At 59.3% G+C, this 26,310-nt stretch carries 27 protein-coding genes and 1 tRNA gene; 21 read left to right on the forward strand and 7 right to left on the reverse strand.

Annotated elements, in window-relative coordinates:
* Nucleotides 1–110 precede the first annotated feature (110 nt).
* The 7 genes from E0502_RS04280 (at nt 111) to E0502_RS04310 (ending at nt 6,952) form a co-directional block, all read left to right on the forward strand.
* Nucleotides 111–1,958, forward strand: a complete 1,848-nt coding sequence (locus E0502_RS04280) for a PHA/PHB synthase family protein (protein WP_137676696.1) — start codon at nt 111–113, stop codon at nt 1,956–1,958.
* 123 nt (nt 1,959–2,081) lie between these two features.
* Nucleotides 2,082–2,882, forward strand: a complete 801-nt coding sequence (locus E0502_RS04285; RefSeq protein WP_137676697.1) for a phasin family protein — start codon at nt 2,082–2,084, stop codon at nt 2,880–2,882.
* A 218-nt stretch (nt 2,883–3,100) separates the two neighbouring features.
* Entirely contained in the window at nt 3,101–3,508 is a 408-nt protein-coding gene (gene clpS / locus E0502_RS04290) for an ATP-dependent Clp protease adapter ClpS (RefSeq protein ID WP_240048857.1), read from the forward strand.
* A 12-nt stretch (nt 3,509–3,520) separates the two neighbouring features.
* Nucleotides 3,521–4,030, forward strand: a complete 510-nt coding sequence (locus E0502_RS04295) for a DUF427 domain-containing protein (protein WP_137676698.1) — start codon at nt 3,521–3,523, stop codon at nt 4,028–4,030.
* A gap of 131 nt (nt 4,031–4,161) precedes the next feature.
* Nucleotides 4,162–5,337 carry an LptF/LptG family permease gene (locus E0502_RS04300; RefSeq protein ID WP_240048858.1) on the forward strand — a complete coding sequence of 392 codons (1,176 nt, stop codon included), beginning with the start codon at nt 4,162–4,164 and terminating at the stop codon, nt 5,335–5,337.
* A gap of 5 nt (nt 5,338–5,342) precedes the next feature.
* The gene (lptG, locus tag E0502_RS04305) at nt 5,343–6,440 is read left to right on the forward strand and encodes an LPS export ABC transporter permease LptG (protein WP_137676700.1); all 1,098 of its coding nucleotides are present in this window, start codon (nt 5,343–5,345) and stop codon (nt 6,438–6,440) included.
* Complete coding sequence (locus tag E0502_RS04310) at nt 6,437–6,952, forward strand: GNAT family N-acetyltransferase (RefSeq protein ID WP_137676701.1); 516 nt, start codon at nt 6,437–6,439, stop codon at nt 6,950–6,952. Before lptG ends, E0502_RS04310 begins: the two co-directional genes overlap by 4 nt.
* A gap of 10 nt (nt 6,953–6,962) precedes the next feature.
* On the opposite strand, the gene E0502_RS04315 is transcribed toward E0502_RS04310, so the two are convergent.
* Nucleotides 6,963–8,051, reverse strand: coding sequence for a fatty acid desaturase family protein (locus E0502_RS04315; RefSeq protein WP_420813468.1), 1,089 nt, complete (start codon nt 8,049–8,051; stop codon nt 6,963–6,965).
* Between the two features lie 146 nt (nt 8,052–8,197).
* Between E0502_RS04315 and E0502_RS04320 the strand changes: the two genes are divergently transcribed.
* From E0502_RS04320 to E0502_RS04330, 3 genes are all read left to right on the forward strand, one after another.
* On the forward strand, nt 8,198–9,355 hold the full coding sequence (locus E0502_RS04320) for a GNAT family N-acetyltransferase (RefSeq protein ID WP_137676703.1): 1,158 nt from the start codon (nt 8,198–8,200) through the stop codon (nt 9,353–9,355).
* A gap of 102 nt (nt 9,356–9,457) precedes the next feature.
* Complete coding sequence (locus E0502_RS04325) at nt 9,458–9,859, forward strand: response regulator (protein ID WP_137676704.1); 402 nt, start codon at nt 9,458–9,460, stop codon at nt 9,857–9,859.
* 415 nt (nt 9,860–10,274) lie between these two features.
* The gene (locus E0502_RS04330; protein ID WP_137676705.1) at nt 10,275–11,066 is read left to right on the forward strand and encodes a response regulator; all 792 of its coding nucleotides are present in this window, start codon (nt 10,275–10,277) and stop codon (nt 11,064–11,066) included.
* 26 nt (nt 11,067–11,092) lie between these two features.
* Here the strand turns inward: E0502_RS04330 and E0502_RS04335 are convergent, their stop codons facing one another.
* A complete protein-coding gene (locus E0502_RS04335; RefSeq protein WP_240048859.1) occupies nt 11,093–12,775 on the reverse strand; it encodes a CHASE domain-containing protein in 1,683 nt (560 codons plus the stop codon).
* A gap of 101 nt (nt 12,776–12,876) precedes the next feature.
* Between E0502_RS04335 and E0502_RS04340 the strand changes: the two genes are divergently transcribed.
* From E0502_RS04340 to E0502_RS04350, 3 genes are all read left to right on the forward strand, one after another.
* The gene (locus E0502_RS04340; RefSeq protein ID WP_137676707.1) at nt 12,877–13,110 is read left to right on the forward strand and encodes a NepR family anti-sigma factor; all 234 of its coding nucleotides are present in this window, start codon (nt 12,877–12,879) and stop codon (nt 13,108–13,110) included.
* A complete protein-coding gene (locus E0502_RS04345; RefSeq protein ID WP_137676708.1) occupies nt 13,110–13,718 on the forward strand; it encodes a sigma-70 family RNA polymerase sigma factor in 609 nt (202 codons plus the stop codon). Before E0502_RS04340 ends, E0502_RS04345 begins: the two co-directional genes overlap by 1 nt.
* A gap of 64 nt (nt 13,719–13,782) precedes the next feature.
* On the forward strand, nt 13,783–14,964 hold the full coding sequence (locus E0502_RS04350; protein WP_137676709.1) for an AI-2E family transporter: 1,182 nt from the start codon (nt 13,783–13,785) through the stop codon (nt 14,962–14,964).
* Nucleotides 14,965–15,027: 63 nt separating this feature from the next.
* Here E0502_RS04350 and E0502_RS04355 read toward each other — a convergent pair whose 3' ends face one another.
* Nucleotides 15,028–15,639 (reverse strand): superoxide dismutase, encoded by a 612-nt coding sequence (locus tag E0502_RS04355; protein ID WP_137676710.1) that lies wholly within the window; start codon nt 15,637–15,639, stop codon nt 15,028–15,030.
* An 85-nt stretch (nt 15,640–15,724) separates the two neighbouring features.
* Complete coding sequence (locus E0502_RS04360; protein WP_240048860.1) at nt 15,725–16,978, reverse strand: dicarboxylate/amino acid:cation symporter; 1,254 nt, start codon at nt 16,976–16,978, stop codon at nt 15,725–15,727.
* A gap of 111 nt (nt 16,979–17,089) precedes the next feature.
* Here E0502_RS04360 and glmM point away from each other — a divergent pair, with 111 nt between their 5' ends.
* Genes glmM through thiD form a run of 3 tightly spaced genes read left to right on the forward strand, consistent with a single transcriptional unit; the run spans nt 17,090 to nt 19,409 of the window.
* Nucleotides 17,090–18,427, forward strand: a complete 1,338-nt coding sequence (gene glmM, locus E0502_RS04365; RefSeq protein WP_137676711.1) for a phosphoglucosamine mutase — start codon at nt 17,090–17,092, stop codon at nt 18,425–18,427.
* Nucleotides 18,427–18,651 carry a DUF1272 domain-containing protein gene (locus E0502_RS04370; RefSeq protein ID WP_137676712.1) on the forward strand — a complete coding sequence of 75 codons (225 nt, stop codon included), beginning with the start codon at nt 18,427–18,429 and terminating at the stop codon, nt 18,649–18,651. Before glmM ends, E0502_RS04370 begins: the two co-directional genes overlap by 1 nt.
* The gene (gene thiD / locus E0502_RS04375; RefSeq protein WP_137676713.1) at nt 18,648–19,409 is read left to right on the forward strand and encodes a bifunctional hydroxymethylpyrimidine kinase/phosphomethylpyrimidine kinase; all 762 of its coding nucleotides are present in this window, start codon (nt 18,648–18,650) and stop codon (nt 19,407–19,409) included. The genes E0502_RS04370 and thiD overlap by 4 nt, the downstream gene beginning before the upstream one ends.
* A gap of 13 nt (nt 19,410–19,422) precedes the next feature.
* On the opposite strand, the gene E0502_RS04380 is transcribed toward thiD, so the two are convergent.
* Complete coding sequence (locus E0502_RS04380) at nt 19,423–20,301, reverse strand: LOG family protein (protein WP_137676714.1); 879 nt, start codon at nt 20,299–20,301, stop codon at nt 19,423–19,425.
* Nucleotides 20,302–20,355: 54 nt separating this feature from the next.
* Nucleotides 20,356–20,429 (reverse strand) — tRNA-Gln (locus E0502_RS04385).
* A gap of 171 nt (nt 20,430–20,600) precedes the next feature.
* On the opposite strand from E0502_RS04385, the gene E0502_RS04390 reads away from it, so the two are divergent.
* Both E0502_RS04390 and E0502_RS04395 read left to right on the forward strand, forming a co-directional pair.
* A complete protein-coding gene (locus tag E0502_RS04390; protein ID WP_137677525.1) occupies nt 20,601–21,800 on the forward strand; it encodes a Ppx/GppA phosphatase family protein in 1,200 nt (399 codons plus the stop codon).
* Entirely contained in the window at nt 21,793–22,458 is a 666-nt protein-coding gene (locus E0502_RS04395; protein WP_137676715.1) for an RlmE family RNA methyltransferase, read from the forward strand. The genes E0502_RS04390 and E0502_RS04395 overlap by 8 nt, the downstream gene beginning before the upstream one ends.
* 65 nt (nt 22,459–22,523) lie before the next feature.
* On the opposite strand, the gene E0502_RS04400 is transcribed toward E0502_RS04395, so the two are convergent.
* Entirely contained in the window at nt 22,524–23,180 is a 657-nt protein-coding gene (locus E0502_RS04400) for a c-type cytochrome (protein ID WP_137676716.1), read from the reverse strand.
* 150 nt (nt 23,181–23,330) lie between these two features.
* Between E0502_RS04400 and E0502_RS04405 the strand changes: the two genes are divergently transcribed.
* From E0502_RS04405 to E0502_RS04415, 3 genes are read left to right on the forward strand one after another with little or no spacing between them, the layout of a single operon-like run.
* Nucleotides 23,331–24,239, forward strand: coding sequence for a prephenate dehydratase (locus tag E0502_RS04405; RefSeq protein ID WP_137676717.1), 909 nt, complete (start codon nt 23,331–23,333; stop codon nt 24,237–24,239).
* Nucleotides 24,240–24,299: 60 nt separating this feature from the next.
* Nucleotides 24,300–24,983, forward strand: a complete 684-nt coding sequence (locus E0502_RS04410; RefSeq protein WP_240048861.1) for a hypothetical protein — start codon at nt 24,300–24,302, stop codon at nt 24,981–24,983.
* Entirely contained in the window at nt 24,980–26,308 is a 1,329-nt protein-coding gene (locus E0502_RS04415) for a DUF4350 domain-containing protein (RefSeq protein ID WP_137676719.1), read from the forward strand. The genes E0502_RS04410 and E0502_RS04415 overlap by 4 nt, the downstream gene beginning before the upstream one ends.
* Nucleotides 26,309–26,310: the final 2 nt, after the last annotated feature.

The raw sequence follows: 26,310 nt of genomic DNA on the forward strand, positions 1-26,310 counted from the left end.
AACGGTCGCGCATACGAATCCTAAGCGATTACCCGTCGCAGTGGGAAGTGCTTTTCGCTACTGCACAGGCTACTGCACATTTTGCCATTCGCACACAACGGAGCATCGCGATGACCGACCGTCAGGACCCATTCGGGGCATTTTTCGACATGCAGGGTGAAGCGATGCGCGAAATGTTTGGTCAGTTCGCTCCGCAAGGCCCGGCCAAGGCTGGGCAAGCTGATGTCGGCGGGTGGGCCAAGGCCGCCGAGCAGATGCAGCGCATGTGGGGCGAATTCATGGCGGAAAAACTTGGCGGTGAAACGGCCGCCAATCCGCTCGACCCGGCGCAATGGATGCTTATGACGCAAGGCTGGGCGCGGTCTGCACCGGTTGATTTCGCACCGGCTCAGAAGCTGGTGTCTGAAAGCATCGAACTTTGGCAGGGCGTGCTTGGTTCTGTAATGGGGCAGGTTTCCGGCGAAAAGACAGCCCAGCCGGAACTCCCGCGCAAAGACCGGCGCTTCAGCGACCCGGCGTGGCAGAGCCACCCGGCCTATGCGCTGCTACACCAGACCTATCTGATGATGGCAGAGTATTTCATGCGCGCAGCAAAGGATGTCGAAGGCGTAGCTGACGACAAGAAGGCAGAGCTGAAGTTTGCCACGCAGGCACTGGTCGATGCCATGAGCCCGGACAATTTCATCGCCACCAACCCGGTGGTGCTGAAGCGGACTATCGAGAGTGGCGGACAGAATCTGGTCAAAGGCCTCGGCCACCTGATCAGCGACCTCAAGCGCGGCCAGTTGACCCACACCGATGCCGATGCATTCACGCTGGGTGAGAACCTGGCCGCGACTCCGGGGAAGGTGGTTCACGAGACACCGCTCTATCAGCTGATCCAGTACAGCCCGTCGACCGAAGAGGTGTATGAGACGCCGCTCATCATCTTCCCGCCATGGATCAACCGCTTCTACATCCTCGACCTCACCCCGAAGAAGAGCTTCATAAAATGGGCGGTCGATCAGGGGATCACTGTTTTTGTTGCAAGCTGGAAATCGGCTGACGCAAGCATGAGCGAGATCGTGTGGGACGATTATATTCGCGCCCAAATGGACGCGATCGACCAGATCCGCGATCGGCTCGGCGTCCCGCATGTCCACACTATCGGCTATTGCGTGTCCGGCACAACGCTGGCCGCCACGCTGGCAGTGCTCGCCAAGCGCGGCGAAGCGGACAAGGTCAAGAGCGCAACATTCTTTACCGCTCAGGTCGACTTCGAGAAGGCAGGCGAACTGCTCCACTTCATCGACGACAAGCAGATCGACATGATTTCCAAGCTGACGCCAGACGGCTATCTCGATGGCAGGTATCTGGCCGCAGCCTTCAACTCGCTACGCGGCAAGGACCTGATCTGGAACTATGTGGTCAACAACTACCTGCTGGGCGAAGACTATCCTGCCTTCGACCTGCTGCACTGGAACGGCGATGTCACAAACTTGCCTGCCAAGTGGCACAACGACTATTTGCGTGACCTCTATCGCGACAACAAGCTGGTTCAATCCGGCGCACTGACCGCAGATGGCACACCGATCGACCTGACGCTGGTAACGACCCCTAGCTATGTCCAGGCCGGACGCGAGGATCATATCGCTCCGGCGGAAAGCGTCTGGCGCATTACCGACCATTTCAAAGGCGATATCACCTTCGTGCTGGCCGGATCGGGGCATATCGCCGGGGTGGTCAACCCGCCCTCGGCCAACAAATACCAGTATTGGACTGGCGACAGCTCGGCCGCTTCGCTGAGTGACTTTGTCGATGGCGCGGAGGAGCATCCCGGCAGTTGGTGGCCGCATTGGCTGGAATGGCTCGGATCGCAGGACAACGTAAAGGTTCCAGCCAAAGGCAAGCGGAAACCGGGCTCGAAAGGCGACACCGTGATAGAGGACGCACCTGGGCGATACGTCAAAACACGCTGAAATTTAATCCTTTTAGTGACTTTTGTGCAGTGCACAAAAAACACTTGACTTCGCAGTCGCAATAACTATTTTGTGCAGTGCAACACAGCGGGATAGCCCGCGCAACGCACAGGATTGACTACCATGGCTACGAAACCCGAAAGCAAGATCGATGCAGCAGCTGAGAAAGCCTATGCTGAAGCGGCAGCAAAGAAGGTCGAAGCAAAGACGGAAGCCAAGGGGGACGTGAGCGTCGCCAAGGTCGCTGAAGCTGTCGAAGCCGACAAGCCCGCGCCAAAGGCGGCACCTGCCAAGAAGAAACCTGCCGCCAAGAAGGCAGCTGCTCCTAAGAAAGCCGTCGCCAAGAAGAAGGCAGCTGCAAAGAAGACTGCCAAGAAGGCTGTCGCCAAGAAAACTTCGGCCAAGAAGGCCGCTCCCCGCAAGACCGCTGCAAAGGCTGCGGCGAAGACCACTAAAAATTCCACGAAGGAAACCATCATGACCAAAGCCAAAACCCAGACTGCCGACATGACCGCCAAGCTGAAAGAAGGTCTCGCCGACATGCAGACCCGCGCCAAGACATTTTACGGCAAGGGTGCCGAGCTCGTGACCGACATGGGCGAGTTCACCAAGGGCAACGCCGAAGCGGTCGTCGCATCGGCCAAAATCTACGCCAACGGCGTTCAGGAAATTGCCAAGACGCAGTTCGCCGATGTGAAGACCGTTGCTGAAGTCGTGACCGCAGACGTCAAGGAAATGGCCGCAGTCAAGTCGCCGACCGAATTCGTCCAGCTGCAGGGCAAGATCGCGACCCGCAACTTCGACGCGACTGTCGCACAGGTTTCGAAGACCACCGAAATGTGGGTCAAGCTGGCCAACGACACTTTCGCACCGATTTCGAACCGCGCTTCGGTTGCCATGGAAAAGGTCCGCAAAGCGGCCTGAACCTGATCAACAGTTTCTGAGCCGGATCTCTCCTCTCCCTTGAACCGGCCAGATTTACTTGGGGCCGGGCGGAAATTCCGCCCGGCCCTTTTTATTGGCCATCTCGCCGACAGGCTTTGCATTTCGTGAACCAATTGCTGGCTATCATGCGGTCAACCAATCCCCGGCGACTTGTTGCCCCTTGCGCTGCGCCAAACCCTCACGATATTGGGCATCCCATGCTTAACCTTTCCGACCATATCCTCGACGACGAGCACATCATCCTTGCCGGCGACGGGGAGCCTGGCGGGCCGGACAAAGGTGGAGAGGGGGATGGATCCGGGGACGGAGATGGGCAAGTCGGCATAGCGACCAAAACCCGGACCAAGCCCAAGAAGCCAAGCCAGTACAAGGTACTGCTGCTCAACGACGACTACACGCCGATGGAATTCGTCGTGATGGTTCTGAAACGCTTCTTCAAGATGGATCTGGAAGAAGCGACACGGGTGATGCTCCATGTGCACCAGCGCGGCGTCGGCGTTTGCGGAATATTCCCGTACGAAGTTGCCGAAACGAAGGTCAACCAGGTGATGGACTTCGCCAAGCAGAACCAACACCCGCTGCAATGCACGCTTGAAAAAGCATAAGGGCATTTCGGCGTGAGCCGCCAGCCACATCATCCTCAACCCGATCGTGCGGGCCCCGGACAGGAAAGTGTGTGGAACTATCCCCGCCCGGCAATCTGCGAACCCTCGAACCGCAGGATAGCAATCATCCACCGCGGGATCACATTGCTCGACACCAGCCGTGCGTGGCGCACGCTGGAGACGAGCCATCCACCGACCTATTATATTCCACCGGCTGACGTCGCGATGGACTCTCTCCGACCTAACAGCCGGCGAAGCCTGTGCGAATGGAAAGGGCAGGCACGGTACTGGGATGTCTTGATCGGCGAAGAAACGCTCCGGGCTGCCGCGTGGAGCTATGCCGAGCCCACTCCCGCCTTTACACCGATCCGCGATTATCTGGCATTCTATCCCGAGCCGTTCGACCGGTGCCTGGTGGACGGGCAAACGATCACACCGCAGCCGGGCCAATTCTACGGAGGCTGGATCTCTCAGTATGAAGCCGGTCCGTTCAAAGGCATTCCGGGCAGCCGGTTCTGGTGAGCCGGTCTTCAGCCTTAAGGCATGACCTGCGCTAATTTTCGCGCTAGGGAGCATCAAGCAGCCAGTAGAAACGCAGCCACTTGTTCAATTTTATTCCTGCCATCGACCGGTATATCCTGCGGCTTGTCCTCATGCCGATGGGTGCTGTCTTCGCGATCGCCGCCACGCTCCTGCTGGTCGACAAAATGCGCCGCCTGTTCGATTTCGTCGCTGTCGAAGGCGGTCCGGTAGCGGTTGTGTTCAAGATGCTGGGCGCGCTTGTGCCTGAATATGCCAGCCTAGCCATACCGCTTGGCCTGTTGCTTGGAATACTGCTCGCTTTCCGTAAACTGGCGACCACCAGCGAGCTGGACGTTCTGCGCGCGGTGGGCCTGGGCTACGGACGGCTGTTGCGCGTTCCCTATTTCATCACCCTTATTCTGATGGCAATCAACGTGGCGCTGGTCTTCTATGTCCAGCCAGTGAGCCGTTATTATTACGAACAAATGGAATATGAACTGCGCTCCGGCGCACTGGGTGCTTCGATCAAAGTCGGAGAATTCACGACCCTTGCCGACCGCATGGCGCTGCGCATCGAACAAAGCGAGGATGATGGACGGCGGCTGAAGGGCATATTCGCCCGCGTCGCCAACGAGAAGGGGCAAGTGCTGTCCATCTCGGCCCGCGAAGGCAATTTCCTCGCCACGGCCGACAGCCCGGATACTATCATCCTGCGGCTGACCGACGGGACAATCGTGCAGGATACGGGCGGCGAGAAGCAGACACCGCGCGTGCTGAGCTTCACGCGCCACGATTTGCCGATCGACCTGCCAAGGATCGAGGAGTTCCGCGACCGCGGCGATGCAGAACGCGAGTACATATTGCCGGAGCTGCTGCGGATCGGCTGGTCAAGCGAACAGTCGCAAGAGAAGCGTGCCGCCAGTCAGGCCAGTTTCAACTATCGGCTTGTCGAGGTGGTGATGATGATCATGCTGCCGCTGCTCGCCGTTGCCTTGGCCATACCGCCAAAGCGATCGACCAGCGCGCTGGGGGTTTTCGTTTCTGTGATCTTGGTCGTCGCCTATCACAAGGTGAACCAGTACGGAGAGGATATCGCCGCTTTGGGAAGGGTCGATCCGATCGTTGCGCTATGGGGGCCATTCCTGATCTTCGCAGCGCTGATCCTGTGGATGTATTGGCGCGTTGCATTCGTGCCCGGCGGGCAAGCAATTGGCGCGCTTGAGAGCTGGTTTGCCAAACTGTCCAAACGTCTGCGGAAACTGTTTGGCCGCAAGAAGAGGGGCCCGCAACTGGCCCCGGCGGATTAGCGGATATGCAGCTCGATTTCTTTCCTTCGCGGACACTGACGCTTTATATGGCGCGCATGTTCGTCTCGCGCATCGTCGCGATGCTGGCGGTGCTGGTGCTGGTTTTGATGGCGCTCGACCTTTTGGGCAAGACGGGGGAAATCCTTGCCGTGCCGGGAAACGGACAGGAAGAAATCCTGACCTATGTCGGTCTGCGTATCCCGCAGCTGATTCAGAGCTTCATGCCGTATTCGGTTCTGCTCGCCACGCTGATTACGCTCGTCACTCTCAACCAGAACAGCGAAGTGGTTTCCATGAAAGCGGCGGGTCTGTCGGCCCATCAGGTGCTGGCGCCGCTGCTGCTTACAGCAGCACTCGTTTCGGCTGCCAGCTTCGCCTTCAACGAGCGTGTCGTGACCCGCGCGACCGCTACGCTCAAGGCATGGGAAGGGAACGACTACGGACCTGTCCCGCAGGATTCCGGCGAACGAAGCAATGTCTACCTGACAGATGGCAGCAACATCCTGATGGCCAAGCGTTTACTTGGCTCCGGCGATGCGATGCGCATGGAAGGTGTCACCTGGTATCGCCGCGATCCGCAGGGGATGCTGTCAGAACAACTCAAGGCGGAGCGAGCACGTTTTGCCGCACCAGGATGGAGACTGGAAAACGTCGAGGGGTTCGATGTCGCGACAGCCGCTTCGCGCGAGAGCGATGACATAGTTGTCGGCGAAGGTCTGACTATCGAGCAAATCGAGCTAGACAAGGTCGATGCCGACGCGATGTCATTTTTCGAATTGTCGGAATCGATCGATGCCTATGAGGCCGCCGGCAGACGGACGAGCGAGTTGCGTGCAAAGTGGTGGCACAAGATTTCCGGTCCGCTCGCCGCATTCCTGATGCCACTGCTCGGTTCGGTTGCGGCTTTCGGCCTTGCAAGGTCCGGCGCACTGCTGTTGCGAGCGATCTTGGGCATGGCGCTGGGCTTTGCCTATTTCGTGGTCGACAACGCCGCACTCGCGATGGGAAGTTTTGGCGGATATCCGCCGTTCCTCGCCGCATGGTCACCCTTTTTCCTATTCCTGCTGATCGGCGAAACCGTCCTGATCCGGACCGAGGAATGAGCGACTGGTCGCTGCGCCTCGCGCGGCCCGATGATGCCGCAGACATGCCAGCCATCGAAGCCGCAGCAGGCGCGCTTTTCGACGAAATTCAAGGGCTGAAGGGCATCGCCGGCCAGCATACATTGCCAGTTGATCGGCTACAGCGCTATATCCGGAAAGGGCACTGCCTGGTCGCTTACATGGGCGGTCAGATGGCAGGCTTTCTTGTCAACGAACCGATCGGCCGCGAGCTGCATATCTGGGAGGTTGATGTCCACCCGGGCTTTCAACAGCAAGGCATCGGGGCGGGTCTGTTGCGGGCCAGCCAGATCGATGCCCGCAACGCAGGTTTTCGCGCCATAACGCTGACAACTTTCCGAGACGTGCCGTGGAACGCGCCGTTCTATGAACGCCTGGGTTTCGTGGAAATTGGCGATCTGGAATCGCATCCGCGTCTGGCGGCGGAATTGCAACAGGAAGCCGCACACGGAATGCCGCGCGAACGGCGCTGCGCAATGATCCACTTTTTGTAGGTTGAGCCCGTCAGCGCGCTCGCATTGTGCTCCGGGCAATACGAGTGACCAGATTCAGCATGCCGGGATGGTTCGCTCCGTCATAGGTCGAACCAATACCCAATTCGCGTTTCAGGCGGCGATGCGCCTCGGGTAGCGAATGATACGGCATCGAAGGCATCAGGTGATGCAGCGCGTGATAGCGCAGCCCGACCGGCGCCCAGATTTCCGCTGCAAATCCAGGCGGAGGGACATTTACCGAATCGAGGAACTGGGCCGTGACCGTCATCGGTTCGCCTTCGTTCTCCCACAGATGCGCAACAAGAGTGCGCAGCTGGTTGAGGACCGCCGTCAATGACAGGATCGCCATCGCGACGAGCAGCGGCTTCCATCCGAATACGAACACGCTCCCGATCAGCGCCCATGACCAGATGAAGCCTCCAAGCTCCTGCCAGAAGACACGCGACTTAACTTCACCCTCGGGCGGGCGCCGGCGGAATTCGGGATTGATCGAAAGCGACGAAAAGCGCTGCCAGACAAATCGGCGCACCGGGGGAATTAGCGCGCCAAGCGGCACAAGCACGGCAAACCGTACGATAAATGCGACCGGCGCGAGAAGCGCAACCAGTACAAAGAGCGGCAGGCTCCACGGCTTCATCAGCGCAAGCGGCAGATATTCGGGATCTTCGACAGTGCCGTATTGCGTGCGCTTGTGGTGGATCGTGTGCACACCTTCGTAAACGAATGACGGGGTCAACATTGGAATGCCGACCAGCAGGTTCCAGCCCAGCCGGAAACGGGGCAGCGAGTTGCGATGGATATGGGTAAGCTCGTGGATGAACATGAGCGCACGATACAGCGCCAGCGACGCGATGAGGCCGCAGGCAATCGCCAAGGGCACGCTATCCAGCAGGATCGCACCGGCGATCCCGGCATATCCAACTGCCGCCGAGATCAACATGTCCGGCCAATAGATCGAGGCTTTGGCCTGCGCGATGTCCTTGGTCAGATCCCGCGCTGCGCGCAGCATATCCTTGTCATCGGCCGAAAGGAACTGGGCACGCGTTGCGCGGACCGCCGGATCGCGCGGTGACATTGCTGGATCTAGAGTCTGTTCCATCGGCATTATCCAAGTTTCTCGGGCGCTTTACCGCAAATCATGCGGCGAGGACAAACAAGTCCTGTTGGCAACAGTTATCGACTGTCTTGCTTAAGGCGTCCAGTTAGACGCAGAAGGCAAAATCCCGGCTGAACAGGACGAAGCGCTTGAGCGACGAGCAGATAATCATCAAATCGGTCAACGACAAGGCCGGAAGGGCAGCATTCGTTGACCTGGGCCGCAGCTTCGCTGCCGCCACGCCGCATAGCGTTCCGCAAATCCGCAGCGAACTGCTCGAACTGATCGATCCGGCAAAGAACCCTTTCTTTGGCCACGCCAGAGTCCAATTGTTTCTGGCCTATCGTGACGGCAAGCCGGTCGGCCGGATCTCGGCTCATATTGACGAATTGGCGCTCGAACTTCCGCCGGAGCAAGGGATGGGGCCCGGGACCGGCATGTTCGGCTATTACGATGCCGCAGACGAGGCCGTCGGCGCTGCGTTGCTCGAACGAGCGGAAGACTGGCTGCGCGAACAAGGGATGGCAAAGGCACTCGGCCCGATCTCGATGTCGATCTGGGAAGAACCCGGACTGCTGATTCATGGTCACGACCACCCACCCATGATCATGATGGGACATCATCCGGCCCACTATCAGGCCTGGATTGAAGGCCAGGGCTACGCTCGTGCCAAGACTTTGATGACCTACGACCTGGACGTGAGCGACGATTTCCCGCCACTGATCCAGCGGATCGTCAAATCGGGTGAACACAATGATCGGATCATCATTCGTCCGGTCGATATCAAACGCTGGGACGAGGAGGTGCAAAGCGTGCTGCACATCCTCAACGATGCCTGGTCGAGGAATTGGGGCTTTGTCCCGTTTACCGAGCGCGAAATCGCTTACGCAGGCAAAAAGCTCAAGCCGCTGATCAAGCCAGAGATCAACCGCATCGCCGAGCTGGACGGCAAGCCGGTCGCGTTCATGCTCACCTTTCCTGACATCAATGACGCGCTGCGGAAAATTGACGGGAAGCTCTTGCCGTTTGGCTGGTTTCACCTCCTGAGATGGCTACGCAATCCAGTCGGCGCTGGCATGCGCGTGCCTCTGATGGGCGTGCTGAAAGAACTCCAGAATTCGCGTCTCGCCAGCCAACTTGCCTTCATGATGATCAGCGACATTCGCAAGTCGTCGCACAAGAAATATGGCACCAAGAGGGCGGAAATCGGCTGGATCCTTGATGACAACCAGGGAATGGTCGCGATTGCGAACGCCATCGGCAGCACAGTGAATCGCGAGTATGCGATTTATGCCAAAACGCTTTAATTCCGCGACTTCCCCTTGAGATACGTGCTCGTCACGGAACGGATTGCGGCTCGCAGCGTTCACACTGATGGACCAATAAGACCATGCAAGGCGCAACTCTCAATGGCGGGAAAACCGAAAATCGGGAAAGTCCTCGTCGTCGAGGATGAAGCGCTGGTTGCGCTCGCCACGGAAGAAACGCTGCTGGATGCCGGAGCTAGCAAAGTCACGCTCGTCTCGACCACCGAGGAAGCGCTCCTGGCGCTTAAATCGGAAAGCCCGGACGTGGTCGTTCTCGATGTGCATCTTGCCGATCGTGATGATGGTTGGACCGTCGCTGAACTGGTCAGTGTTTTCGGACCGCGTGCGCCCAGAATCGTGTTCGCCACCGGTGCTCCTGACGCCATCCCGCCTGAAATTGCGAAGATGGGCAAGGTCTTGGCGAAACCATACTTGCCGGAAGAGCTGGTCAGCGCTGTGACGAAGAAACGGCCGCACGGATTGCTCGCCGGCCTTCGCAAGTGATCGCTCTCAAAATCTGACAGTCGGGCCATAATGCTCACTGTCAGCCCCGCCCATTGATACGAACCCCCCGTAATACAATCCGTGCAAGAAAAAAGGCCTCCGGTCATAGGGACCGGAGGCCTTCGGGATCGTATCACCTGCCGCTTGGACGGGAGGGGGGTCTCGGCGGTGATACAGATAAAATGCCCAACCTTTGAGGTGGTTCCCCAAGTTGAAAGTTTTTTCAAAAATTCCCTCATACGCCTGTTTTTAAACAGTTAAAAACTACGTACAGGCTGCGATAGGCGGGTAATAACCCCGCGGCCGCTTGCAATGCGACGAGAAAATTCTCCATGAACAAAGTAGATCGCTCCATTGCTTGGAACTTAACCTGCGCGCAGGCGTTTGCGATGCGCATAATTACGGGATGAAATGTATGTCGCTCGGAGATCAAGTCGCTTCCAATCTGCCTTACCTGCGTCGCTACGCACGGGCGTTGACCGGGTCTCAGGCGAGCGGTGATGCGTTCGTACGCGCCACGCTGGAGGCGGCTCTGGCAGACGAAGGATTGAAAGCTTCGCTCTCTGATGGCCGGGTGCCCTTGTATCGTGCGTTCAACAAGATTTGGGCCAGCGCTTACCAGGAAACCGGCAGCGCTAGCAGTGAAAGTCAGCACGAGGCCGCAGCGCAGGGCAGGCTGAAGCAGGTCACGCCTTTAAACCGGCAAGCACTCCTGCTTACTACGCTTGAAAATTTCACTGCAGGCGAGGCGGCAGAGATCATGGAGATCTCCACCGATGACGTTGAACGCCTTGTTCGCGAAGCGGTTGAAGAAATTGATCGCGAGTCTTCGACAAGTGTTCTGATCATCGAAGATGAGCCGCTCATTTCCATGCAGCTGGAGGATCTTGTCCGGTCACTCGGCCATGAGATAAGCGGGACCGCCGCGACCCGGACGCAGGCGCTCGAGGTTGCCGAGACAACCAAAGCGGGTCTCGTCCTTGCTGATATCCAGCTGGCCGATGGTTCTTCCGGCCTCGACGCTGTTGACGATATTCTGGCGCTCGGTTCTGTCCCGGTGATATTCATCACCGCATATCCCGAACGGCTGCTGACCGGCGACCGGCCCGAACCGACCTACCTCGTGACGAAACCGTTTCAGGAAGCGACCGTAAGAGCCGCGATCAGCCAAGCGCTATTCTTTGGATCAAGCCGACCGCTTGATTGATCAGGTTGAGTGCCGTCAGTCGGCGCTCAATTTTTCGGATCGGCGTGCAAGGCCTTCTTCGCGCGAATAGCAAAATCGCTTGGCCGGCGAACCGGGATCAGCATTTCACAATGCACGCCTTCCTTGGCGAACTGCAGCTTGACCGGATGGCGCAGCTCGTGCGCCACGACCTTTTCAATCAGATCGGTGCCGAAGCCCCTCGTGCGCTCTGACTCAGCGGCAACGGGCGGTCCGCCGCTTTCCACCCAGACGAGCCTGGCGGTTTCGGGATCGACAAGCGACCAGGATACGCTGACTTTGCCGCCCGCCTGACTCAGACCACCATATTTGGCGGCATTTGTCGCGAGTTCATGGACTGCCAGACCAAGCGAAAGCGCGTCGTTTGGCGCAAGCTCTACATCCGGGCCGGACAGTTCCACGACGCCGCCCGAGCCATCTCCGTATGGGGCCAGTTCCGTTGCCACAACATCGCGAATTGGTGTCGCTCCCCACTCTGAATGGGTCAGCAGATCATGGGTTGCGGAGAGCGCTCTGATCCGCCCGTCGAGGCTTTCGACAAATGCATCGAGCGTGGTTGCGCGCCTGCGCGTCAACGCGACAATCGAGAGGACATTGGCCAACGTGTTTTTTACGCGGTGGTTCAACTCACGGGTCAGCGAATTTCGGATCGAGCTTTGCTCTTCGAACCATTCGAGCGCAGCACGGTCTTCGCGCGCCTGCTGGGTCAGCAATCGGGCAAGCATCATCAACAAGCTCGCGACCAGTAGACCGAACAGCAGCGTTATCATCGACATTGTCGAGAGCGAAGAATCGCGCGCCGATTCGACCACCAGAACCATCTCGTGCTGAGCAATCCGGACAGGTTCGCTGACAGTGATGCCAGTCTCCACCTCGGGTTTGACTTCAGCCAGCAGGAGGTCGGGCGAAACCGCCTTGTCGTATAAGCGAACCCCCTTCTCGCCCCGTGTTTCAAGCTCGAGCGCCGAAAAAAGGAATTCCTGCGCATTGAACGGGCTGTAAATGAATCCCTTTAGCCGGCGCGGCGTGCGACCTTCCTGAAAAACCGGCATGTAAATGAGGAAGCCCGGGCTTGAACCAACGCCTTCCTGCACCAGGACGACCTTGCCCGTAGCGGTGGGGCGAGCGCTCCGTTCGGCATCGTCCATCGCCGCGCGCCGCGTGGGTTCTGAATACATATCGAAGCCGAGCGCGCGCCTGTTCCGGTCGCTATCAGGATGCAGAAGAGTGACCGGCACCAGCTGGCTATCGTCCTGCGTGGGACGCGGATAGATTGAGTACTCGCCGGGCGTGAAAGCGTTAATGCGTTGCTCGAAAGCCGTGATTTCGCTCGGTCGCAGGCGTTTGGCCCAACCAATTCCTTCGGCCCCGCGAAAATCGGAATCGAGTTGCAACTGCGTCACAAAGCTCTGGAACAGCAGCGGATCGACTTCGTCTGTTGCGTTGAACAGCGCGGCACCTGCACGCAAATATGCCGCCGAACTGTTCCCCCGCTGCTCGACAGCAGAGGCAATTGCCTGTGCCCGTTCACGCAGCTCGGCCGATTCCCGGTCGTGTTCTCCTGATTCGATCGCGTAGGCGCTGAGCGCAGTGATCGCCGCCACCAGCAGGAACAATGCTATCGGCACCGCTCGCGGATACTCTATCAGCAAGCGTCGCCCGCGTCGTCCCGGCTTGACCTTTGCTACCACGTACTCACACCCTAAATCCGCCCTGAAAATCGGCCAAGACATATTGCATTGCACAGGAGGGAACCAAACATTCCCGCTATCGTTCCACAGCAACGGATCGCATGAGTCGATCGTTCCGTCACGGGACGAAACCAAATTTCGGAGGATTGGCCCAGATTATGGAGCCTGACCAGGAACCAAAGAACGGCCAGAATGCAGATAAAGCTGTATCGAAGCCACAGGAACAGCGGCCCGATTGGGCCAATGGTCTTCAGAAACTGTACAAATCGGTGGTGGACGAGCCACTGCCTGACAGCTTCAAGGACCTGTTGTCCAAACTGGACGACAAATCCTGATGAGCCATCCAGAGCGGACGGCCGCTGAAAAAGCCGACTTCAAGAGAGAACTCACAGAGGTAATTCCGCATTTGCGCGCGTTCGCGCGTGGTCTTTGCGGACGGCCCGACATGGCCGACGATCTGGTGCAGGAGACCATGCTTAAGGCGTGGGCCGCGCAGGCCCGGTTCGAACCCGGGACTAGTATGCGCGCATGGACCTTTGTGATCTTGCGCAATGCCTATCTTACCGACATGCGGCGGAACCGGTTTCGCGGCGATTATGATGAAGGCGTTGCAGAACGCATTCTGACGGCTCCGGCCGGTCAAGAGGAGCCCTTGCACCTGTCGGATATGCATCGCGCTTTGCTGACCTTGCCGCCTGAACGCCGCGAGGCCTTGTTGCTCGTCGGGGCTGGCGGCTTTTCTTACGAGGAAGCAGCGGAGATTTGCGGCTGTGCAATCGGGACGATCAAGAGCCGGGTCGGGCGCGCGCGTGCTACGCTTTCCTCCATGCTCGAGGATGGCGACATACCGCAACGCTCGATTGAGGACGCCGGGGCACATCGGGCCATATTGCAAGAGCTGGACGATGTTGCCGCAGGCAATGGCGTTGCGGCAAAAAGCTGACACGGTCGGTCAATCCTATGGGATGGCTTGCCGGATCTGACGGCAAGCGGCAGACTGCGTTGTCATGAGCACCGCGCCCGACAAGAAACGAGCAGAACGCCCGATCCGCCCAAGTCGGCGAATGGCTTTCGCAGAGCAAGAACTGCGGCTGATTTCAGCATTGGTCCTGCTGATCGGCCTCGGCCTGTTCCTCGCCTTGCCGTTTGTCCTCTCGATCGGATCGGTAGTCTTTCTGCCGCTGACTACGGCGATCATCCTGACGATCCTGCTCTCACCATTGGCTGACAGGCTTTCTGGCTGGGGGCTGCCGAATGTTGTGGCATCGTTACTCGCGCTGCTTTTCTTCCTGCTGATCGTAATGTTTGCCTTCGCGGTCATTTTGCAGCCGGCCGCGACACTGATCGACGAACTGCCGCAAATGGCAGAGCAAGTCGGGCAGCGATTTGCAGAGCTGCAGGAGCAATTCGCCTGGCTGGCTGCGGCAAACGAGCGATTTGCCGAGATGATGGGCCAGTCCGGCGGCCAACAGGTCGTTCTGGCGGGCCCTTCGGTTTTCCAGCAACTCGCGGTCGCCACACCGAGTGTCATCCTGGAAATCCTGCTGACGTTCCTGATGGCATTCTTCATGATCGAAGCGCGCGTACGGCTCCGGCGGCATCTGCTGTTTGATCGGGCCTCCTATGGTACCAGCATCAAGGCTGCGCGCGTTATGCGCGAAGTACAGGACCGGGTTGCGGCCTATATTTTGACTGTTGCGTGGATCAACCTAGGCGTCGGCGTGATCGTCGCACTGGGTGCCTGGCTGCTTGGCGTGGAAGCGCCGCTGATGTGGGGCGGTCTGGCCGCCCTGCTCAATTTCATTCCGTATATCGGCCCATTGGCGATGATGGCGCTGCTGACGCTGTTCGGCATCGGAACAGCAGACACGCTGTTGATCGGCCTGATCCCGGCTGCCGCTTATCTTGGGTTGCACACAGTGGAATCGAATATTGTCACGCCATCGATCCTTGGCGCTCGCTTCACCATGAACCCGGTGATGATTCTGATCGCATTCAGCTATTTCTCGTGGATCTGGGGCGTGTTTGGTGCCCTGCTCTCGGTTCCGATCCTGCTGATGCTGACGGCCTTTTTCGACCACGTCGGCAGGCCCAATCTGGTTGGCTTCGTATTCGGAGAGCCACTGTTCGCGACCAAGCTTATGGCACTCGGCGCGGATGACGACAGCGCGCAATCAACGCACGGGTGACAGACGAGAAAAAGCCCGCCGCGCCGGATGGCGGGCGGGCCCTTCAAATTTCAGTGCAAACGATCAGGCCGAGTAGGCCCAAGTCGTACCGCGCGCGAGGTTCTCTGAAGCGAACGCCCAATTGAGCTTCGTTTCCGTGACTGCCTTGAGATACGCCGGACGCGCATTCTGGTGATCGAGGTAATAGGCGTGTTCCCAAACATCGATCGTCAGCAGCGGGTTGAAATCGCTGTCGGCCAGCGTGTCGCCGTCATGGGTTTCTTCGATCGAAAGTTTGCCATCCTTCTCCGCAAGCCAGACCCAGCCGCTTGCAAAGTGACCGGCACCGCGATCCTGCAGCTGCTTGATGAGTTCATCGGTCGAGCCAAAGGCAGCGTCGATCATTGTCTGCAACTCATCCGACGCAGACGTGCTTTCAGCTGCCATTGAATGCCAGTAGAAACCGTGGTTCCAGCTTTGGGCGCTGTTGTTGAACAGGCCCTGGTTGCTGCCACGTGCAGCTGCAATCACTCCTTCAAGCGATTTGTCGGCATGGTCCGTTCCGTCGATCGCAGCATTCGTCTTGTCGACATAAGCCTGATGATGCTTGCCATGGTGAAACGACAGGGTTTCAGCTGAAACAGCCGGAGCCAGTGCAGTGTCATCGTAAGGGAGCGGGGTAAGTGCGAAAGCCATGGGAACTCCTTTTGGGTCTTCGAAATATCGTGGGTCTTACTGCATCAATGCACAACGCGCCAATGCGTTGCAGGGAAGACCCGCTTTAATCGCCCGTAGATCGGTCAACGGTCGATGCGACCGCCACATTCATTGTCACATTGGCGAGTGTCCGCATGATGTCCGGCAGCATTTCAACCGCGACAAGCAGTGCGAGCGGCTCGACCGGGACGCCCATCGCCAAGGCAATCGGGCCGATCGATACGACAAAGCTGATCGAGCCGGGCAGGCTGACAGAACCGATGCTGATGATCAGGGCCACCGCGATCCCTGCTGCGAGAGCCGTCGCCGTCAGCTCCACCCCGGAAAGATGCGCCACATAGATCGCCACAGCCATGTTCATCGCCGGGCTGGTCGCGCGAAATATTGCAACCGCCAAAGGCAAGACAAAATCCGCCGTCGCATCGCGCAAACCAAGCCGCTTGGCGCTGTCGAGCATGGCGGGGAGGCTGGCGAGCGAACTCTGGGTAGAGACCGCCACGGCCTGTGCCGGAACCATTGCTTTCGCAAACGCCACCGGGCTTCTTCGCCCACCGATGACCGCCAACAGGTAAGCCCCGACCAGCACCAGCGCTCCCATCGCCGATACGACCAGAATGTAGTGCGCCAAAGTTGCGAAAGCGCCGCCTCCGCTACGTGCTGCGACGCCAAGTGCCAGCGCAAACACGCCAATCGGGGCGAGCCACAAGACCCAGCCGATGATCGTCAACATGGCGTTTGCAACGGCATGGAAGAATCCCGTCAACGTCTTGCGCTGATCATCGGGCAATCGAGAGATGGCCACTGCAAACAGGGCAAAAAACAGCGTCAGCGGCAACATCGCGGTTTCCGCCGCCGCAGCTATCAGATTGGGCGCGACCAGAGATTTGATGAAATCTCCGATGCCGGGGACTTGCTGCGCATCGACCTGCTGCGTCAGCAACATGCTCGATGCCGCTTCGGGGATCGGGAATGCCGCCAACAGCACCGGCATGAAGATTGCGCTGGCAACCCCGCTCAGGATCAGGACACCGAATATCAGCATCAGCATGCGCCGCGCTACGGCACCCGCTTTCGCGGCCTGGGCCATTTGCGAAATTCCCAGAACCAGCAGCGCGGCCACCAAGGGAATGATCGTCATCTGCAGCCCGCGCAGCCACAGCGTGCCCACCGGTTCGGAAACCAGCAACAGGGTCGCCATGATTGCGCTGTCGGCGAGCAGGAGCCCGGCGGAAAGTCCGGCGATGAGCGCCCCGAACGTCCACCAGACCGGCAACCGAATGCTGACTAGTTCTACCGGCCCTGTCCCCTGATCGGTCAAATCGCTTAACTCCCCTTTTCTTTGCCGCCTAATCGCGCCAGAAGCCCGTGGCAAATCGATCCGCGAACTCTCTGGCTTCGTGGCGCACAAACTCAAGGCGGTATTTCTTCAATGGGACGCAAGTTTTTTGGCACCGACGGCATTCGCGGCGAGACCAACAAAGGCGCAATGACAGCGACAATGGCGATGCGGGTGGCGCAGGCAGCGGGCAATCATTTCCGCCGAGGCGACCATCGCCACCGCGTCGTAATCGGCAAAGACACACGCTTGTCCGGCTATATGATGGAAAGCGCTCTGGTTGCCGGTTTCACCAGCGTCGGTGTTGATGTCATCATGACAGGGCCGCTGCCGACGCCCGCGATTGCTATGCTTACACGTGAGATGCGTGCGGATCTTGGCGTGATGATTTCTGCCAGCCACAATCCTTACAAGGACAACGGAATCAAACTGTTCGGCCCTGACGGCTTCAAGCTCGACGACGGGACCGAAGCGCAGATCGAAGCGCTAATTGAAGAGCAACCAGAACTGGTAGCGGCGGCCGATATCGGGCGGGCGCGCCGGATCGAAGATGCACGTGGACGCTATATTCATGCGGTAAAACAGTCGGTGAGCGACGAAATTCGCTTCGATGATCTCAAGGTGGTGGTCGATTGCGCCAACGGTGCGGCCTATCAGGTCGCGCCATCCGCGATCTGGGAGCTGGGCGCGGAGGTGATCACCATCGGTGTCTCGCCCAATGGCACCAATATCAATGACAAAGTCGGATCGACCTCGCTGGACGCCGTCAAAGCCAAAGTGGTCGAGGAAGGGGCTGATATCGGGATCGCACTGGATGGCGATGCCGACAGGCTGATCGTGGTCGATGAAAAGGGCGAAGAGGTCGATGGTGACCAGATCATGGCGCTGATCGCAGGGCGGATGGCCGACAGGGGCGACCTGCGCGGCGGCGGTGTGGTTGCAACGGTGATGTCGAACCTTGGCCTGGAACGTTATCTCAAAGGCCGCGGCCTGACTCTGGAGCGAACCAAAGTCGGTGACCGCTACGTGCTTGAACGGATGAAGAGCGGCGGATTCAATGTCGGCGGCGAGCAATCCGGCCATATGATCCTGCTCGATCACGGCACAACCGGTGACGGCACCGCTGCAGCCATGCGCGTGCTCGCCAGCTTGGTCCGGTCAGGCAAACCGGCAAGCGAATTGCTCCATGTGTTCGACACGGTCCCGCAGCTGCTCAAGAATGTCGCATATGCCGGCACCTCGCCGCTCGAAAACGGGAGCGTCAAGGCATGCATCGCCGATGCCGAGCAGGAACTGATCGGCAAGGGCCGGCTGGTCATCCGCGCTTCGGGTACAGAGCCGCTGATCCGGGTCATGGCCGAAGGTGATGACGGGCAACAGGTCGAACAGGTGGTCGACCGTATTTGCGACGCGGTGCGGAGCGCCAGCTGATGCTGAAGATGCGCCCGGATTGCGAACGTTGCGGCAACGATTTGCCTGCAGAGGCACCCGGCGCTTTTATATGCAGTTTCGAATGCACGTTCTGCGCTGAATGTGCCGACGATCTCGATGATCGCTGCCCCAATTGCAGCGGCGAGCTGATGGACCGCCCGACCCGGGCCAAGAAGCTGCATGAGAAATTCCCCCCTTCGCCCGAACGCAAATACGCCGGATGAACGCGCGACCGCCCCGCATTCTGGCGATTGCCGGGTCCGACAGCTCTGGCGGCGCGGGAATCCAGGCGGACATCAAGACAATAACCATGCTGGGTGGCTATGCGATGACCGCCGTTACTGCGGTTACCGCACAGAATACGCGCGGTGTTCAGGCAGTCGAAACGGTGTCGCCCGAGCTTGTCGCGGCGCAAATGGATGCCTGTATGGCGGATATCGGGGTCGATGCGATCAAGATCGGGATGCTCGGAAGTGCAGATATTGCAGAAGTTGTGGCCGACCGGCTGGAAGACCTGCCCTGCCCGATCGTGTTCGATCCGGTAATGGTCGCCACCAGCGGATCGGCTCTGGCTGATGACGCGACGATTGAAATCTTCGAGTGGTTGATGGAGCTTGCCACACTGACCACGCCGAATGTTGCCGAACTGGCCGCTCTTGGCGGCACGCAAGCAATGGCCACCCGCAAGATCGCCTACCTCGCAAAAGGCGGCGATGCCGATGGTGTCATGGTCGAAGACAGGCTGGTCCAGCCCGGGCAAGACGACACCGTCTGGTCGGCGGCGCGGATCGTTACGAAACACACCCACGGCACCGGTTGTACGCTTTCAAGCGCTATCGCCACACGGTTGGCGTTCGGCGACAGGTTATCCGAGGCGATCGAAAGTGGTCGCAAATTCGTCCGCAGCGCCTTGAAGACTGCGCCGGGTTTCGGGCTCGGCAATGGTCCGCTCGGCCACCACGCGGTGCGTCTGGCAGACTAACTCACGAGCCTGTCTAGCAAGCCAGCTCATAGAATTCGGAAATGTGGCACCACGCATCTTCGGCTGTCTCGGACCAGTGAATCAGGTCGAGATCCTTCTTGGAGATGGTGCCTTCTTCGGCAATCGCTTCAAAGTTGACCACGCGGGTCCAGAAATCCTTACCGAACAGCACAATCGGGATACGCTGCATCTTGCCCGTCTGGATCAGCGTCAACAGCTCGAAGAACTCGTCGAAAGTGCCGAATCCGCCGGGGAACACCGCCACCGCACGCGCCCGGAGCAGAAAATGCATCTTGCGAAGCGCGAAATAGTGAAAATTGAGCGATAGATAGGGCGTCACATAGGAATTCGGTGCCTGCTCATGCGGCAGAATAATGTTCAGGCCGATCGATTCCGCACCGGCTTCCGAAGCGCCGCGATTGGCCGCCTCCATGATCGACGGCCCCCCTCCGGAAGTAATCACGAATTGACGCTTGCCGTCTTCGATTATCGCTTTCTCGCTCACTATCCGTGCGAGCTTGCGTGCTTCCGTGTAATACTTCGACTTAGCCGCCAGGCTCTCGGCCACCTTTCGCTCGTCTTCGGGCAGGTCTTTTGCAGCTGCAAGCGCTTCCTCCGCCGTTTCCGGCGATGGAATCCGGGCAGACCCATACATGACCAAAGTCGAACCGACACCGGCTTCATCGAGCAACATTTCAGGCTTGAGCAGCTCAAGCTGAAAGCGAACAGGGCGCAATTCCTCCCGCAGCAGGAACTCGGTATCGCGAAAAGCCAGCTTGTAAGCGGGGTGACGGGTCTGCGGGGTATCCTTGGGTCCCGCGTCTTCGAACCGGGCCTCTTGTTCGGCAGGGTAAAATTTGCGTTGGGCTAATTCATGTTCTTTTTCAGTCATGCCAAGCGCGATAGTTGCGCAATGGGTGCCACACAAGCTCGGAGATCGAGTGGCTGGATGCCCCGTGAGGATTCGAACCTCAATTGACGGAGTCAGAGTCCGTAGTCTTACCATTAGACGACGGGGCAGTGGCCAGCGTCTGCCGGGCCTCGCCACGACAGGGCCGCGCAAATAGGTCGCTTGGTGCTGGAGGTCAAGCCGTGTCGCGGTGCGCACGCTTGCTCAATGCACCGCATCGCTGTAGCATCCACCTCAGGTCCCCGCGAATGGCTCGCGGGAGGATAATGAAAGTATTGAGTATGGCGGATATTTCTCCGCCGGACAGCAACAGGAGGGCTGGCAAGAGAGGGGCTGAAAAGTCCGGCAAGGTAGCCGATTTCCGCTACCGTCCCCCCTCGCAGCCCAATGGACGCAAGCGCGACAGGACCCCGAAATCACGGGACGAATCCGGCGCACCGGCACAACGATCGAAATCGCCGTTCCAGAAAGGCCGCAAGCAAGCCTATGCCGCGCTCGATCTCGGAACCAACAATTGCCGCTTGCTGATTGCCCGGCCATCGGGCGAGAACTTCACAGTGATCGATGCCTTCAGCCGCGTTGTCCGCCTGGGCGAAGGTCTGGCGCACTCCGGCAAGCTTAGCGATGAGGCAATGGAGCGTACCATGGGAGCGCTTCAGGTGTGTGCCGAGAAGCTGCGCCGGCGCAATGTCCATCTGGCGCGCTCGGTTGCGACCGAAGCGTGCCGACGCGCGGCCAATGGTGAAGCGTTCATCGAACGAGTCAGGCAAGAGACGGGTATCGCGCTCGACATCATCACTGCGGAAGAAGAAGCCCGGCTAGCGGTGCTGGGATGCCACGTCCTGCTTGATGACGATCCCGGTCCGGCAGTGATTTTCGATATTGGCGGCGGCTCGACCGAACTGGTTCTGATCGAGCCAGGCGACAAGGTCCCGCATATCCTCGACTGGCAGAGTGTCCCATGGGGGGTCGTATCGCTGACCGATACGGTCGGTCGGTGCGAAGGCACAAGCGACGAACGCTTGACGCGTTATACTGAAATGCGCCGCGTCGTGGCGGATAGTTTTGCTGAGTTTGCCGAGCGGATCGCAAACCACCGCAGCGATCTATCGCGCATCCGCCTGCTTGGCACGAGCGGGACAGTGACGACGCTCGCCAGCTTGCATCTCGAGCTGCCCCATTATGACAGGCGCGCAGTGGATGGCCTCGTTGTCCCGTCTCAATCGATGCGTACGATTAGCAGCAACCTGTCTTCCATGTCATTCGAAGAGCGCGGGGGATTGCCCTGTATCGGCAAGGACAGAGCCGATCTGGTGGTCGCAGGCTGTGCCATTCTCGAATCGATTCTGGACATCTGGCCGTCCGAACGGCTGGGCGTGGCCGACCGCGGCATCCGCGAAGGAATATTGCGCAGCCTGATGGCGGCCGATGCGCGCGCCGAGCACAAGCTGGGCAAGCTGAGGAATGGCCGCGATGACTAGATCCGGACGCGATCCCGACAAGCGCGTAAAGAATGCGCGGAGCCGCTCCAACTCCTCGAACCGGTGGATCGAACGCCAGCTCAACGATCCCTATGTGCGGCAAGCCAAGGCTGACGGTTACCGCAGCCGCGCCGCCTACAAATTGATCGAGCTGGACGAGAAATTCGGCCTGCTGCGCGGCGCCAAACGCGTGGTCGACCTGGGCATTGCACCGGGCGGCTGGAGCCAGGTGGTGCGGCAAAAATCGCCCAAGGCGGCCATTGTCGGGATCGACCTGCTCGAAATGGACCCGATCGAAGGTGTCGAAATCCTGCTGATGGATTTCATGCACGATGACGCGCCGGCAAGGTTGATGGCTGCGCTCGACGGGCCGCCCGATCTGGTCCTGTCCGATATGGCTGCCAACACGGTCGGCCATAAGCAGACAGATCATTTGCGGACGATGGGCCTCGTCGAAGCGGCAGCCTGGTTCGCTGTCGAGACGCTGGAGCCGGGCGGAAAGTTCGTATCCAAAGTGTTGGCCGGCGGGACCGACCAGGAATTGTTGACCTTGCTCAAGAAGCATTTCAAGACGGTAAAACACGCCAAACCACCGGCGAGCCGCAAGGGCTCCTCGGAATGGTACGTCGTTGCGCAGGGCTTCAAGGGCAGAGGCTGAGCGGCAAACGAAAAACGCCGCCCCGGGCAGGAGCGGCGTCTTCGAAATTCAATCCCTCGATCAGCTTATTCGGCGGGCGCAGTGGCCTCTTCGCCTTCGGCAGTTTCCGCGTCGGTGCCATCTTCGGCAGCTTCAACGCCTTCGGCCGCTTCACCTTCTGCAGAGGCCTCTTCCTCTGCCGCCGGCACGAACTCAGGCTTCGGCGGCGCACCGCCCATGGTTTCAAGGTACAACATCAGATTGGCCCGGTCTTCCGCCTTGGGCAGACCGGCGAAGCTCATGATGGTGCCTTCGGCAAAACCGCGCGGGTTCTTCAGCCACGCATCCATATTTTCCCACGTCCAGTTGCCGCCATGGCCGGACAATGCCGGACTGTAGGAAAATCCGGGCGCATGCTGACCGACTGCGGCGCCCATTACGCCATAAAGATTGGGGCCAGTTCCGTTGGGGCCGCCCTGTACGACCGAATGGCACGCAAGGCATTTCGCGAAGACGGCCTCGCCAGCTTCGGCGCTACCGGTCGTGAGAAGTTCGGCCAAGGAAGGACCATCTTCGGTCCCACCCTCGTCAGCCACTTCGACGGCGTAACCGAACTTATGCTCTTCGCCTTCGTGGTCTGTTTCGGGAGGAAAAAAGTACAACCCGCTGACAATGGAGAGGCCAAGCGCGACAATGCCTGATCCGAGGACCCAGCCAGCGATGGTGTTGCTACGATCATCCATGCGTCGAAATTCCGCAAAACTATGGTGTGAATGGTTCGGGCGCGGCTTTAGTGGCAGGGCGCGCAGACTGCAATAGCCGCATTTGCAAACGCAATTGCCGGAATTGCACCATTGCCCGGCAGTCAGCCTGGGGTTAGGCGCGGTTTCACAATGCAAAGTTTCCCCACTCCCGCCCTCGCCATGGTCGAGCAAATGCAGGCCGAAGCGGCGAAGAATCCCCTGCGTGCTGTCGCATTTCAGGGTTGTCCCGGCTCCAATTCACACCGTGCGGCGGGCGAAGCCTGCCCCGAACACCTGCCGCTGCCATGCTTCAGTTTTGCCGACGCGCTTGAGGCGGTGAAGACACAGCGAGCCGGCAGCGCCATCATTCCGATCGAAAACAGCCAGCATGGCCGGGTGGCCGACATCCACTTCCTGTTGCCGGAAAGCGGCCTGTCGATCGTTGGCGAGCATTTCATGCCGATCACTCACGCGCTGATGGCCCTGTCCAATCCCGATGGATCGCTCGGGCCGTTCGAAGTGGCTTACAGCCACCCGCAAGCGCTGGGGCAATCGCGCCACTTTCTTCGGAAGCGCGGCATCACACCGCTGAGCCACGCCGACACCGCCGGTGCCGCCGCCTTTGTCGCTGAACGGCTGGACCCGACCATTGCAGCAATTGCGCCGGTTCTTGCAGCCGAACTCTACGGGCTCGAAATTGTCGAGGACAAGGTCGAGGATGCGCATGACAACATGACGCGCTTCGTGGTCCTTGCTGCCGATAGCGTCGATCCGGCAACGCTCGATGACGGCGCGTTGATGACGACCTTCATTTTCGAAGTGAAAAATATACCGGCTGCGCTTTACAAGGCGCTTGGCGGGTTCGCGACGAACGGTGTGAACATGACCAAGCTGGAGAGCTATCAAAAGGGCGCCAGCTTCGCTGCCAGCATGTTCTATGCCGACATTATCGGCGCGCCGGGCAACCCCGCAGTTGATCGTGCGATGGAAGAATTGGCCTTTCACTGCAAGGAATTGCGCGTGCTCGGCACCTATCGGCAGGCGCGAAAACGGGGGTAATCGTCCCTGACGCACATGTGGCGCTTGAAACCCTCCACCCCCTCTGCCACCAAGCCCGGTGTGACAACGGGATCGGGTCAGGGCGCAGCCAGTGGGGGCACATCATCCAGCGATGACAGCTGGGATGCCGTGCGCAGCGACGATTCGATCCAGTTCTCCCCGATTGAAACCAAAGAGAAAGAGCCGCGCGAACCCGGTTGGCTGGATGGCTTTTTCGAATGGCTGGGCAATCTGCTTGAACCTTTGGGTCAATTGTTCGGCGCAGCGTGGAATGTCGTATTCTGGATCATGATCGCGCTTGGCGCGGCAATGCTGCTCTATCTTCTCTTCCGCTTGCTTGAGCCTGTGTTCGAATTCCGCATGTCGAGGGACAAGGAAGTCGAACAGGAATGGGTGCCCCAGCGCGAAGAAGCGCTCGCCTTGCTGTCGGATGCCGACCAGCTGGCAGAGCAGGGACGCTATGACGAAGCCACCCATTTGCTGCTGAAGCGCAGCGTTGGCCAGATCGCAGCTGCCAAGCCAAGCTGGGTCGAGCCGTCGAGCACGGCGCGCGAACTCGCCGTTCTTCCCGCCCTGCCCGAGGCCGCGCGAAAAGCCTTCGCGACCATCGCCGAGCGTGTCGAACGAAGCCTGTTTGCCCTTCGCCCGCTGAACATCGGCGATTGGGAAGCGGCGCGTGCTGCCTATGCCGAGTTTGCTCTGCAAAAACTGGCCGGGCGCGGCGCATCGGGAGGTGCGGCATGAGCGAGCAAAAGTCCGCCGCGTTCGATCCCAAAGTCGTGTTTGGCTTGCTGCTGTTCGGCGCGCTGGCATTTTTTGCCACACTCTATTTCATCGGCACTGGGCAGACCGGCGGAGATGAGAACGACGGCAACGCGCACGCGGTCAGCAAGAGCATCATCGGCTATGCAGGTCTTGCCAGATTGCTCGAGGAAGACGGGCACGAAGTCATCATATCGCGCAATCGCGCCCTTTTGTCCCAGAATAACCTGCTGATCATCACGCCCAACAGTTTCAGCGATCCGGAAGAGATCGCGAAAGTCATTGCCGATCGGCGTTATACCGGGCCGACGATGTTGATCCTGCCGAAATGGCGCGCGGCCCCTGCTTCCTATTATACCGATGAAAATGTCGACGATGGTTGGGTCCACTTGCTTGGCGGCAATGTGCCTGGCTGGGCCGAGCAACTGGACGAAGCGCAGAAAGAGAGTGCCGATATTGCCTATTCGACCCCGATCGAGCTCGATCTGGAAATCGAGGAACGGCAACCCGGCTGGCGCGGACTCGGACGTTCGGGGAAGCTGCCCGATGGCAAATTCGTGCAGGAAATCGTCGATGGCAACATCGCCGCATTGGTGAGCGGGGCCAGTGGGAATACGCTGGCCGGCTATCTCGATGACGGCGGTCTCTATCCCGCATATGACGATGCCGCAGGGGTGCAGGCTTCCACCAGCTATGACGATGCGGATTACTACGACAGTCAATATGGCGTGGTGATCGTGGCCGAGCCCGACCTGATGAACAACTATGGCCTTGCCGACCAGAACCGTGCCGCTCTCGCCCATGCGCTGGTGGATATGGCGATGGCCGACAGCGAAGGCCTGCCGGTGGTGTTCGATGTGACGCTGAACGGCCTTGGCGGCGCGCAGAACCTGCTCACTCTCGCTTTCACGCCGCCGTTTCTGGCCGCGACCCTGTGCCTGATACTTGCGATGATCGTTGTCGCCTGGCGCGGCTTCAAGCGGTTTGGCCCGCCGGTCGCGGAAGGCAGGGCCATCGCCTATGGCAAGGCGCGACTGGTCAGGAACAGCGCGGGCTTTATCCAGCGCACGCGCCGCCTGCATCTGCTCTCCGGACCTTACGCGGCAATGATGCGCGAACGGATCGTACGCGCGCTTGCCTTGCGCAAGCCAGACGACGACGCCATCGACACAGCGCTCGCTCGCCACTTGCCGGACGAACAACCCTTTACCTCCCGCATCGCCGCGCTGCGCAATGCCCAGTCCCGGGCCGACATCATTCGTGCCGCAGACGCGTTGAAGACCATCGAAAGGAAGCTGACCCGATGACC

The sequence above is a fragment of the Parerythrobacter lutipelagi genome (genome assembly GCF_005434975.1).
In the GTDB taxonomy this organism is placed as follows: domain Bacteria; phylum Pseudomonadota; class Alphaproteobacteria; order Sphingomonadales; family Sphingomonadaceae; genus Parerythrobacter_A; species Parerythrobacter_A lutipelagi.

Coding starts and splice junctions, on each gene's coding strand:
- E0502_RS04280 (WP_137676696.1), top strand. CDS start 111: ATGACCGACCGTCAGGACCCATTCGGGGCATTTTTCGACATGCAGGGT.
- E0502_RS04285 (WP_137676697.1), top strand. CDS start 2,082: ATGGCTACGAAACCCGAAAGCAAGATCGATGCAGCAGCTGAGAAAGCC.
- clpS (WP_240048857.1), top strand. CDS start 3,101: ATGCTTAACCTTTCCGACCATATCCTCGACGACGAGCACATCATCCTT.
- E0502_RS04300 (WP_240048858.1), top strand. CDS start 4,162: ATGCCGATGGGTGCTGTCTTCGCGATCGCCGCCACGCTCCTGCTGGTC.
- lptG (WP_137676700.1), top strand. CDS start 5,343: ATGCAGCTCGATTTCTTTCCTTCGCGGACACTGACGCTTTATATGGCG.
- E0502_RS04310 (WP_137676701.1), top strand. CDS start 6,437: ATGAGCGACTGGTCGCTGCGCCTCGCGCGGCCCGATGATGCCGCAGAC.
- E0502_RS04315 (WP_420813468.1), bottom strand. CDS start 8,051: ATGGAACAGACTCTAGATCCAGCAATGTCACCGCGCGATCCGGCGGTC.
- E0502_RS04325 (WP_137676704.1), top strand. CDS start 9,458: ATGGCGGGAAAACCGAAAATCGGGAAAGTCCTCGTCGTCGAGGATGAA.
- E0502_RS04330 (WP_137676705.1), top strand. CDS start 10,275: ATGTCGCTCGGAGATCAAGTCGCTTCCAATCTGCCTTACCTGCGTCGC.
- E0502_RS04340 (WP_137676707.1), top strand. CDS start 12,877: ATGAGTCGATCGTTCCGTCACGGGACGAAACCAAATTTCGGAGGATTG.
- E0502_RS04345 (WP_137676708.1), top strand. CDS start 13,110: ATGAGCCATCCAGAGCGGACGGCCGCTGAAAAAGCCGACTTCAAGAGA.
- E0502_RS04350 (WP_137676709.1), top strand. CDS start 13,783: ATGAGCACCGCGCCCGACAAGAAACGAGCAGAACGCCCGATCCGCCCA.
- E0502_RS04355 (WP_137676710.1), bottom strand. CDS start 15,639: ATGGCTTTCGCACTTACCCCGCTCCCTTACGATGACACTGCACTGGCT.
- glmM (WP_137676711.1), top strand. CDS start 17,090: ATGGGACGCAAGTTTTTTGGCACCGACGGCATTCGCGGCGAGACCAAC.
- E0502_RS04370 (WP_137676712.1), top strand. CDS start 18,427: ATGCTGAAGATGCGCCCGGATTGCGAACGTTGCGGCAACGATTTGCCT.
- thiD (WP_137676713.1), top strand. CDS start 18,648: ATGAACGCGCGACCGCCCCGCATTCTGGCGATTGCCGGGTCCGACAGC.
- E0502_RS04380 (WP_137676714.1), bottom strand. CDS start 20,301: ATGACTGAAAAAGAACATGAATTAGCCCAACGCAAATTTTACCCTGCC.
- E0502_RS04390 (WP_137677525.1), top strand. CDS start 20,601: ATGGCGGATATTTCTCCGCCGGACAGCAACAGGAGGGCTGGCAAGAGA.
- E0502_RS04395 (WP_137676715.1), top strand. CDS start 21,793: ATGACTAGATCCGGACGCGATCCCGACAAGCGCGTAAAGAATGCGCGG.
- E0502_RS04400 (WP_137676716.1), bottom strand. CDS start 23,180: ATGGATGATCGTAGCAACACCATCGCTGGCTGGGTCCTCGGATCAGGC.
- E0502_RS04405 (WP_137676717.1), top strand. CDS start 23,331: ATGCAAAGTTTCCCCACTCCCGCCCTCGCCATGGTCGAGCAAATGCAG.
- E0502_RS04415 (WP_137676719.1), top strand. CDS start 24,980: ATGAGCGAGCAAAAGTCCGCCGCGTTCGATCCCAAAGTCGTGTTTGGC.